We start from the raw sequence: 10,311 nt of genomic DNA, 5'->3' as shown, positions 1-10,311 counted from the left end.
CCGGTGCAATACCGGACTCACTTTTATCAAGCTGCCTAATGAAATAACCGTGTCTAACTTTTAGGGGTCACTTCATTATATGAGGCTTTTTTTTATTTCCAACAAATTCATGACAACTCTTCTCTTTCCCTCAACCAACTGTAAAATACTGTACAATGGAAGTAGAACCTCACCTTAGATTTTTTCTCCATACATACTACTCACAAATAATAGCAACACTACCATTGCTAACTGTTTTTACTGGAGGTGCTTACTTATGAGCAATTGGTACAGTAAGACGAAAGATCAAACATTAATCGACTTAGAAACAAACGAACAACACGGTTTAACAGATGAAATCGTAAATGAACGTTTAAAGCAATACGGTTCTAATGAATTAGCTACAAAACAAAAGCGCACGTTATGGCTGCGTATTTTCGCCCAAATTAATGACGTCCTCGTATATGTCCTTATTATTGCTGCCCTTATTTCTGCCTTTGTAGGTGAATGGGCTGATGCAAGTATTATCGCGCTCGTTGTAGTTTTAAACGCTGTTATCGGTGTCATCCAAGAATCGAAAGCAGAACAAGCTTTAGAGGCATTGAAAAAGATGGCGACACCTAAAGCTATCGTCAAGCGAGATGGTGAACTAAAAGAAATTCCATCTGAACAAGTCGTTCCAGGTGATATTGTCATGCTGGATGCAGGACGTTATATCCCATGTGATTTACGGCTTATCGAAACCGCAAATTTGAAAGTTGAAGAATCTGCTCTAACTGGTGAATCCGTTCCTGTTGATAAAGATGCAATTTACCACCCTTCTATGCAAAGCGATGAGCAAGTACCACTGGGCGATCAAAAAAATATGGCCTTTATGTCGACACTAGTAACATATGGGCGCGGAGTCGGTGTCGCTGTTGAAACGGGAATGAACTCACAAATTGGTAAGATTGCTACCCTTTTACATGAAGCCGACGATGATATGACACCACTTCAAAAGAGCTTAGCACAAGTCGGAAAGTATTTAGGCTTTGTCGCTGTATCTATTTGCGTCATTATGTTTATCATCGGTTTTTTACAAGGACGAGATACTTTAGAAATGTTTATGACTGCTATTAGTTTAGCCGTTGCAGCTATTCCAGAAGGCTTGCCGGCTATCGTTTCCATCGTTCTTGCAATTGGTGTGCAGCGAATGATTAAACAAAATGTTATCATTCGTAAACTACCAGCTGTCGAAGCTCTCGGTTCTGTCACAATTATTTGTTCAGATAAAACAGGTACGTTAACGCAAAATAAAATGACCGTTACTCACTTTTATAGTGATAACACATACGACCACTTAGAAAATTTAAATGCAAATAATGATGCGCAACGTCTATTGTTAGAAAATATGGTGCTATGCAACGATGCGTCTTACGGTTCCGATTCACAAACAGGGGACCCTACAGAAATCGCCCTTCTTGTTGCCGGAAACACTTTTAACATGCAAAAAGATCATTTAGAAAAGATACATGAACGCGTTAACGAGCTGCCTTTCGATTCAGATCGTAAAATGATGTCAACCGTTCATACATACGATGAAAGCTACTATAGCATGACAAAAGGTGCTATTGATAAACTCTTACCTCGATGTACCCACATATTTAAAAACGGTAAAATCGAGGTTCTAACAGATGCTGATAAAAATCAAATATTAGAAGCTGCCGGGGCAATGTCTCAAGAGGCTTTAAGAGTACTTTCATTTGCATTTAAACAATACAATTCAAACGATGTGGTTATAGATCATCTTGAAGAAAATCTCATCTTTATTGGTCTTGTCGGTATGATTGATCCACCGCGAACTGAAGTAAAAGATTCAATTACAGAATGTAAAAAAGCCGGTATTCGCACAGTTATGATTACTGGTGACCATAAAGATACCGCCTTTGCAATTGCCAAAGAACTTGGCATTGCTGAAGACATATCTGAAATTATGATTGGAACTGAATTAGATAACATTTCAGATACAGAGCTAGCAAGCAAAATTGATCACTTAAATGTATTCGCTAGGGTCTCTCCAGAGCATAAAGTAAAGATTGTAAAAGCATTACGTGCAAAAGGAAATATCGTTTCTATGACTGGTGATGGTGTCAATGATGCTCCATCTTTAAAGCAGGCTGATGTTGGCGTAGCGATGGGCATTACAGGAACAGACGTTGCAAAAGGGGCAGCGGATGTAGTGTTAACAGATGATAATTTCTCATCTATAGTGAAAGCTGTTGAGGAAGGTAGAAATATTTATCGTAACATAAAAAAATCAATTCTCTTTCTACTCTCTTGTAACTTTGGAGAAATTATCGCTTTATTTTTAGCTATTTTACTCGGTTGGGCAACACCACTACGACCTATTCACATTTTGTGGGTCAATTTGATTACAGATACACTGCCTGCATTATCACTTGGGGTTGACCCTGAAGATCCAGATGTGATGAAGGAAAAACCACGACATGCGAAAGAAAGCTTATTTAGTGGTAGCGTTCCTTTTCTTATTTTCAATGGAGTTGTCATTGGACTTTTAACGCTAACAGCCTTTATCATCGGGGCAAAATTCTATACCGGAGATACAAATTTATTTCCTCTTTTCCCAGAGAAAATTGATGAAGATGCTCTATTACACGCTCAAACAATGGCATTTGTCGTTCTTAGTTTTTCTCAGCTCGTTCATTCATTTAACTTGCGTTCAAGAACGAAATCCATTTTTTCAATTGGGATCTTTACAAATAAATATTTAGTCTTCTCCCTTCTTATCGGTGTTCTTATGCAAGTGTGTATTATCTCCATCCCACCTCTTGCAAATATATTCGGTGTACATGCATTAACGATGCGAGATTGGGGATTTGTTCTCTTCTTAAGTATCATTCCACTTGTTTTGAATGAGATCATTAAATTAGTAAAGAGAAACTAAAAGGCAATGAGGATTATTCCTCATTGCCTTTTCATTTATTTCACTATTTGTGGGAGATGTCCCCGCTGATTAAAGTTTCACTTTACCCTTGTAATTCTTTTTTTATGTTCTCAGTTAATGTAGCCATACGTTTGCGGCTTTCTTCACGCTCACGTTTATTTTGTTCTTCAATTTGTTGCGTTTCTTGCATACCTCTTGAAATAATGTTCCAAGTTTCCTCAAGTGTTTCCATCTTAATACTAGAAGAACCTGATAATCTCGCTACTTCCACACTTTGCGTTGCGATATTTTGTGCATTTTTCTTAAGTAATTCATTTGTGCGGCGATCAAGTTCAGCCATAGAATCTGCAACAAGCTTTTGACGTTTCGCATTTACCGCTTGAATAATACCATTTTTAAAGATAGGAATCGTTGTAATAAATGCTGTATTGATTTTACCAATTAATTTATTATTACCACGTTGAACCATACGAATTTGTGGTGCTGTAAGTAGCGCAACCATACGTGCTTTTTCTAAATCATCAATACGCTGCTCTAAAATTTCAACAGAGTTTTTCAGTGATTCTAATTCAATACCTGCTAATTGGTCATTGTTACGCACACGCTCTTCGTACATTGGAACCAACTCTGTATTTAAACGCTCTAATAACATTTCCCCTGCTACTACATACTTTTCTAAGTCTAAATAATATTTCAAATTTTGCTCATATAAACCATCTAACGTACCGATTGATTTTTTCATTTCATCTTGATACTTTGTAATTTCTACGTATACTTTATCCATTTCGCGACCCATTGTTTGGTACTTACTAAAGATCTGTTCAATCATTTTATCAGCTTTTTTGAACATACGTGAGAAGAAACCGCTTTTCTCTTCCGCAAAGTCTTTGCTATCGAATCTGTCCATAATTTTACCAAGCTGTTTTAATAATTCTCCAGAGTCTTCTATTTTTGATAAAGACATTGTATGTAAAATTTGATCAGCGAAACGTGAAATTTCCATAGATGGTTCTTTTCCAAGCTCGATTAATTCTAACTGATCTTTAATATCTACTGCATTATAAATACGTTGTACTTCTGCATCTTGTCTAAGTTGTAAACGAACATCTTGTGCCGTTTGCTCATTTAATTCTGTTTTCGAATCTAGTATGACTGGGTTATTCATATGGTATTCTCCCTTTCCTTATAAAAATGGACGAAATAGTCCTTTTATTGTTTGTGATAAATTTTTATAGGCTGATGAACCATGAAACTCAAGATCGAAATTAACTTCTTCAAGCCAATGGGAATCAAATGCTCCTGCTTCAATATACGGTTCGATATCGTTTCTTCCCGTTGGATTGAAATGGAATACATCTACTCCAATTTGATTTAAAAATAGTAATAAAACAGCATCTGAACGGCTTAATTCTCCGCTCTTCTCATTATTAAATATAACAATTTTCGGTACTTCTTGCGAGTAATCAAATTTCTCAAGTTGCTCTAAAATGTTCGGCGGTATTTGAGAAAGCTGTGCGAAAACATACAGTGCTACATCTTGTTTCGTCTCTTTCGCAATGGGTTTACACATTTCACTTTCGCACGTATGGATGATCGCCTCTGCAATACCATGTTGCAATCCTTCTGGCAAACGTTTATGTGGCCACCAATGACTGTTCATAATTAAATCAGGGTGTAATTTCCCCCCGCGGTCTAACGCATCTCGGTAATGATATTGGAAATTCGCTTTTTGTTCTTTCGTAAACGGAAATGTATTAATTAATAAACTGTTATCAAATGATGTAATAGCCTTTAATCGCTGAAAATATTCTTTATCATTTTTTGAGACACCTGATATTTTCGCAAATAAAGAAGGGATATAAATGTGTTTATTTTCAACAAAGAATGTTGGACGCACAAATGCCTTTTCTTTCGTAATTAAAAAGAGTTCATCATACGTTGTTTTGAGCGTACGAGCTACAGGCGTATAGGAACGAAATTGCCATGGCTTGTACAGCAGTGAGTTATCGTGGTGAAGTACTTGTTCAATTTCTTTTGAAGCCTGATACGCTACTGTCGCAACTCGCTCACGGCGGCGATCTGGAAATGGCTCAAGAGAAATGCGACCTGGATGAGACACAACAAAACTTCTTCCTTCCTCATCAACATTCTCAAATCCATCTTTTCCTTCTGGGTGATAATAAAGTACATCGCAACCGAGCATAATAAGAAAGTATAAGAAATATATACGGCTTTCCTGTGCATCACCGTACCAAATAATGCGCGGCATTTGTTTCTTATAATTAATCGTAGAGAACCACTTCGCTACGTAATTGTCACTTAACTTAATCATATCGATTAAGAAACGACGGAACCCTTCTGTTTTTAATGATTGGTTATGTTGTTTTTCATACAATTTCAATACAGAAATAAACGTCGTATGTATATAATGCTGTAAGTCAGGATTGTCTACTTGTGGTAATAGTTGTTTTCCAGACAGATGGGCGACAAGCCTATTTACTGTAAGGCCATTCGGTGCTTCTTGATGTAATGTAAAAACCTCTTGAATATGGCGCAGTTTTTCGGGATCAATCACCTTATTTAAATTTTGTTCATGCAAAACCACGATCCCTTTCACTTCGCTATAATCAAATAGCTCATTGAAATATTCATCTACATCATTAGGAACACCAAGAATACGAGTTGCTATATAACTAAACTTCATCTCATTCTCTGTCAGTTCATATTGTGGGCGTTTTTCTAAAAGCGCTTCAAATTGCTTTAAATCTGATTCGTCTTTTAATGCACATGGTTGAAGTGTAAAACGTGAAAACACAACAGTTCACCTCCAAAAACATTTACTTTTTTTATAAAGTCTCTCTTCTATTATAAACTATTTTTAGTTATAAAAAATGGGCGCTCGCATAACGAGCAAACCCATTTCAATTATTTATGATTATTTTTAGTAGCTGCAACTTCTTCTTTAGCTTGTCCAGAATTCTTCATGTAGTGAAGTATAAACGTTGCTCCAAATGCTACAACTAAAATGATAAAGAATAGCATATGACTTATTTCAATATGAATAACAGACAGTAACATTTTTGCTGCAATAATTAAGATTAAAATATATGCTGTCGTTTCAAGTTCTGGAATACGCTCTAACAATTTTAAGAATACACCAGCGATACCACGCATCATTAAAATACCGAGCATTCCACCTAATAATAGAATCCAAACTTCATTTGATACACCAAATGCAGCAAGTACGCTATCTACAGAGAACGCGATATCCATTAATTCAACCATCGCAACTGTTCCCCAGAAGACGCCAAACATTCTGAAGAGAATACTGTTTTGGTTCATACCATGAGCTTCCTCTTCTTCTGCATTACCTTTTCTTTTATCAATGAAGTATTTAATTGAAAGCCAAGCTAAGTAAAGTGCACCTAACACTTTTACCCAAGCTAATTTAATTAAGAACATTCCAATTCCAATCGCAATAAATCGGAATACATAAGCTCCAATAAGTCCATAGAATAATGCCTTTTTACGTTTTTCTTCCGGAAGGTGTTTTACCATTACTGCTAATACAAGTGCATTATCAGCAGATAACAAACCTTCAAGTACAACAAGTGTACCTATTAATCCCCAAGATACTGGATCTTGCAACACTTTAATCCACATGTCCAAGTCGAAAAACTGAGCATACGTATCAAGGATCCCTTGCAAAATACTCATCTTACCTTTATCCCCTATTCTTTGCTAGATTTATAGAAAGGTCAAAAAAAGGAAACGAATATCGTTTCCCTTCTTATGCATCCAAGCCATACGCTCTTACAAGCGCACCTAAGCCACCTTGGAAACCGCTTCCTACTGCATTAAACTTCCACTGTCCATTATGACGGTATAATTCACAAAAGACAACTGCTGTTTCAATGGAGAAATCTTCCCCTAAATCAAAACGAAGAACTTCTTCACTAGTTTCTTCATTCGCTAAACGAACGAATGCGTTTCCAACTTGTCCAAAGTTTTGATTACGGCCTTCTCCATCATAAATTGTAACTGTAATAGCAATTTTGTGCACATCTGCCGGAACTTTCTTTAAGTCCACAACAAGTTGTTCATCATCGCCTTCACCTTCACCTGTCCGGTTATCCCCTGTATGCAGAACAGATCCACAAGGAGACTGTAAATTATTATAGAAAATAAAATCGGTTTCCTTCGTACATTTTCCGTTCGCATCTAATAGGAATGCTGATGCATCTAAATCGAAATCTGATCCACCGTCATAAGATTTAATATCCCATCCAAGACCAATTACTGCTTTTGTTAAGCCAGGGCTTGTCTTACCTAAATCAATCTTCTGTCCTTTTTGCAATTGAATAACCATTTATATTCACCTCTATATTTTATATCTTTAAAAATATATCCATCAATAAACACCTGTTTCACCGATGGATATATAAAATCTATTACTCTACATCTAAACCGAAATTATTACATAGAGATGCTAATCCGCCCTGGAACCCACTTCCGATTGCATTGAACTTCCAGTCACCTGCATGACGGTATAATTCCCCTACTACAACAGCTGTTTCAATAGAGAAATCTTCTCCTAAATCGTAACGAATTAACTCTGCATTCTTTTCTTCATCTAAAATACGTACGAAAGAGTTAGAAACTTGTCCGAAGTTTTGGCTACGACCTTCTCCATCGTAAATTGTGATTGAGAAACAAATACGTTCGATATGTGCAGGTACATTTTTTAAATCTACTTTAATCGATTCGTCATCGCCTTCACCTTCACCAGTTCGGTTATCTCCTAAATGCTCGACAGCACCATTCGCACCTTTTGGATTATTATAGAAGACGAAATCCTCTGCACCTGAAACTTTACCGTTAGCACCTACTAAGAAAATACTAACATCTAAATCGAAATCGTTTTGTCCGTCATAACGATTCGTATCCCAACCAAGTCCTACAAGAACTTTTGAAAGACCTGGATTTGTTTTTGTTAAGTCTACCTTTTGTCCTTTTTTCAATGAAATTGATGCCATATTCAATTCCTCCTCGGTTTATTTTATTAATAACGTGATACAATCTCACTTAAGTTTTTATCTTGTGTGCCTTCTCCAACAGCTGAAAACTTCCATTCACTTCCGTGGCGATACATTTCACCTGCAATTAGAGTCGTTTTGCCAGCATAATTATCCGATAAATTATAGCGTGCTAATTCTTCACCAGTTTGCGGGTTTTGAATACGAATATATGCATTACGAATCATCCCGAAATCTTGACGACGATTTACACAGTCATAAATATTTACAACGAATACTAAACGATTAATACGGCTTGGAACTTTATGTAATTCTACGAAAATTGTTTCGTCGTCACCAGCGCCTTCACCTGTTAAATTATCTCCTGAATGAATAATACTACCACAAGTAGAAAGTTTGTTTCCGAAGTAAACTAAATCGTTTTTGTTTAAAAAGCGATCCCCTTCTAACATAACAACAGATGCATCACAATCTACATTTGGTTTACTTCCAAATAATGAAGACAGAAACCCACCTGATTGTCCAATTGGATCCCAGCCTAAGCCAACCTGTAGTTTTGCTACTTTTGGTTGTCCTTTCGTTAAATCGATCTTTTGACCTTTTTCTAAAATAATAGGCATGAAGTTTCTTCCTTTCTACAAAGCATTTTCCAAATCGGAAAATATTGTATTCTCCCCTTATATTGTAGCATTATTTACCTAGTGATAAAAAGGATAAATTCTCAGTTATATGAAAACATTCATATAACTTATTTATGCTAATGTAAGAAGTGGTAAATAGCACCAACCATTCCTGCGCAATTTCCGTTTTGTGCAAGTTCAATCTCACAATTATTATAAATCTCTTTATTTAAATATTTTTCTACCTCTCCTTTTACTTCTTTTAAGAACTGCTTTCCCCTATCAGTAATTCCTCCACCTATAACAATCATTTCTGGATTAAAAATATAAGCAAGGTTACTAATTCCAATCGCTAAATGTTTAAAGAAAACCTCAACTGCTTGCGTAACTTCTCTATCTCCTTTATCATACAGTTCGAAAATCGTTTTTCCATTCCAATCACTTTCACCTTTATATTTTCGCACAAGACAAATTAACCCTGAAATGGAAGCGACCTCTTCAAACGGCCTTCCTTCTATCAACATATTTCCCCATTCGCCAGCACTAAACGAATGCCCTCTATATAAATCTCCATCTATAAAAATTGCTCCTCCAATACCAGTTCCAAGAGTAAGCATAATAAAATTTCTTTTTCGGTTTCCAATACCTTTCCATTTCTCTCCCAAAGCTGCACAATTCACATCATTTTCAATGGACACAGGAACTTGTAATACCCTTTGCAATCTATCAATAATAGGAATAGTCGCGTAGTTCGGAATATGCTCCACCCCTCCCGTTACAACCCCTTTATGAATATTAACAATTCCCGCAGTACTAATACCAATTCCCGAAATCGTATGCTCATTCATTAATTTTTTGGATAGAAGAATAAGTTTTTGAATGATTTGTTCCCCGCCCAAATGAATTTCTGTTGAAACTGTTTTATGCTTTAATACCGTCCCTGTTTCTGAAACAATCCCATATTTAATTTGCGTACCACCAATATCAAATGCAATATATTCTTTCATCTGCTGTCACTTCCTCTACTGTAATGAGTGTAAAATTCCCACCACTCTACTATTATAAAGAATTTACACTAACTCTTTTCTCTCTTCAGAAATACACCACCTTTTTCTATATATAGTTTTTTTTGCATAAAACTCTTTTTCCTATGAAATATTACAAAGGGATGTATTTTAGATGGAATATTAATTTTCAGGAGGAAATCAATGACAAAAATCTTCATTTTAGCATCAACTCTTTCTTTATCTTTTTTTAGTGGTTTAAATATCGGTAATTCAGCAACAGACAACTTCTCTCCAGTAACAAATGCGATTGTACAAAATAACGATCATTTAGCAGAAGGCAACTCAAAAGATAATAATAAACCACCAGGAAACAATGGTTCTCAGGACGATAGTGGTTCTGGCGGCAATGACTCGGGTGGCAACGGCTCGGGTGGCAATGGTTCTGGCGACAACGGCTCTGGCGGCAACGACTCTGGCGGCAGCGGTTCTGGCGGCAATGGCTCGGGTGGCAATGGTTCTGGCGACAACGGTTCCGGTGGTAACGGTTCTGGTGGCAATGGTTCTGGCGGCAGCGGTTCTGGTGGTAGCGGTTCTGGTGGTAACGGTTCTGGTGGTAACGGTTCTGGTGGTAACGGTTCTGGTGGAAACGGTTCTGGTGGAAACGGTTCTGGTGGAAACGGTTCAGGAGGAAAAGGTTCTGGTGGAAAAGGATCGGGAGGAAAGGG

General features: G+C 36.8%; 8 protein-coding genes and 1 pseudogene. 2 read left to right on the top strand and 7 right to left on the bottom strand.

The genetic code is table 11. The annotated features are described in order from the left end of the window. The first annotated feature begins 256 nt into the window (after positions 1-256). Complete coding sequence (locus JDS99_RS28675) at positions 257-2,923, top strand: cation-translocating P-type ATPase (protein WP_097907301.1); 2,667 nt, start codon at positions 257-259, stop codon at positions 2,921-2,923. 82 nt (positions 2,924-3,005) lie between these two features. Here the strand turns inward: JDS99_RS28675 and JDS99_RS28670 are convergent, their stop codons facing one another. The 7 genes from JDS99_RS28670 to JDS99_RS28640 all read right to left on the bottom strand — a co-directional run bounded on the left by JDS99_RS28670 (position 3,006) and on the right by JDS99_RS28640 (position 9,586). Beyond that, entirely contained in the window at positions 3,006-4,088 is a 1,083-nt protein-coding gene (locus JDS99_RS28670; RefSeq protein ID WP_001064402.1) for a toxic anion resistance protein, read from the bottom strand. An 18-nt stretch (positions 4,089-4,106) separates the two neighbouring features. After that, positions 4,107-5,738 carry a YceG family protein gene (locus JDS99_RS28665; protein WP_000492830.1) on the bottom strand — a complete coding sequence of 544 codons (1,632 nt, stop codon included), beginning with the start codon at positions 5,736-5,738 and terminating at the stop codon, positions 4,107-4,109. Between the two features lie 110 nt (positions 5,739-5,848). Then, a complete protein-coding gene (locus tag JDS99_RS28660) occupies positions 5,849-6,640 on the bottom strand; it encodes a TerC family protein (RefSeq protein ID WP_000025692.1) in 792 nt (263 codons plus the stop codon). Between the two features lie 73 nt (positions 6,641-6,713). Beyond that, the gene (locus JDS99_RS28655; protein ID WP_000236650.1) at positions 6,714-7,292 is read right to left on the bottom strand and encodes a TerD family protein; all 579 of its coding nucleotides are present in this window, start codon (positions 7,290-7,292) and stop codon (positions 6,714-6,716) included. An 82-nt stretch (positions 7,293-7,374) separates the two neighbouring features. Then, positions 7,375-7,959 (bottom strand): TerD family protein, encoded by a 585-nt coding sequence (locus JDS99_RS28650; protein WP_000146727.1) that lies wholly within the window; start codon positions 7,957-7,959, stop codon positions 7,375-7,377. A gap of 26 nt (positions 7,960-7,985) precedes the next feature. Continuing rightward, positions 7,986-8,579 carry a TerD family protein gene (locus tag JDS99_RS28645; protein ID WP_001121585.1) on the bottom strand — a complete coding sequence of 198 codons (594 nt, stop codon included), beginning with the start codon at positions 8,577-8,579 and terminating at the stop codon, positions 7,986-7,988. A gap of 137 nt (positions 8,580-8,716) precedes the next feature. Beyond that, positions 8,717-9,586 (bottom strand): ROK family protein, encoded by an 870-nt coding sequence (locus JDS99_RS28640; protein ID WP_088609560.1) that lies wholly within the window; start codon positions 9,584-9,586, stop codon positions 8,717-8,719. 201 nt (positions 9,587-9,787) lie between these two features. Here JDS99_RS28640 and JDS99_RS28635 point away from each other — a divergent pair. Next, a pseudogene (locus tag JDS99_RS28635) lies at positions 9,788-10,311 on the top strand (cell wall anchor protein); the annotation flags it as partial.

The organism is Bacillus cereus group sp. N6, from assembly GCF_016483705.1.
GTDB classification, from domain to species: Bacteria; Bacillota; Bacilli; order Bacillales; family Bacillaceae_G; genus Bacillus_A; species Bacillus_A wiedmannii.
The sequence above is the reverse complement of the archived record's forward strand: the minus strand, read 5'-3'. Positions and strand labels throughout refer to the sequence as shown.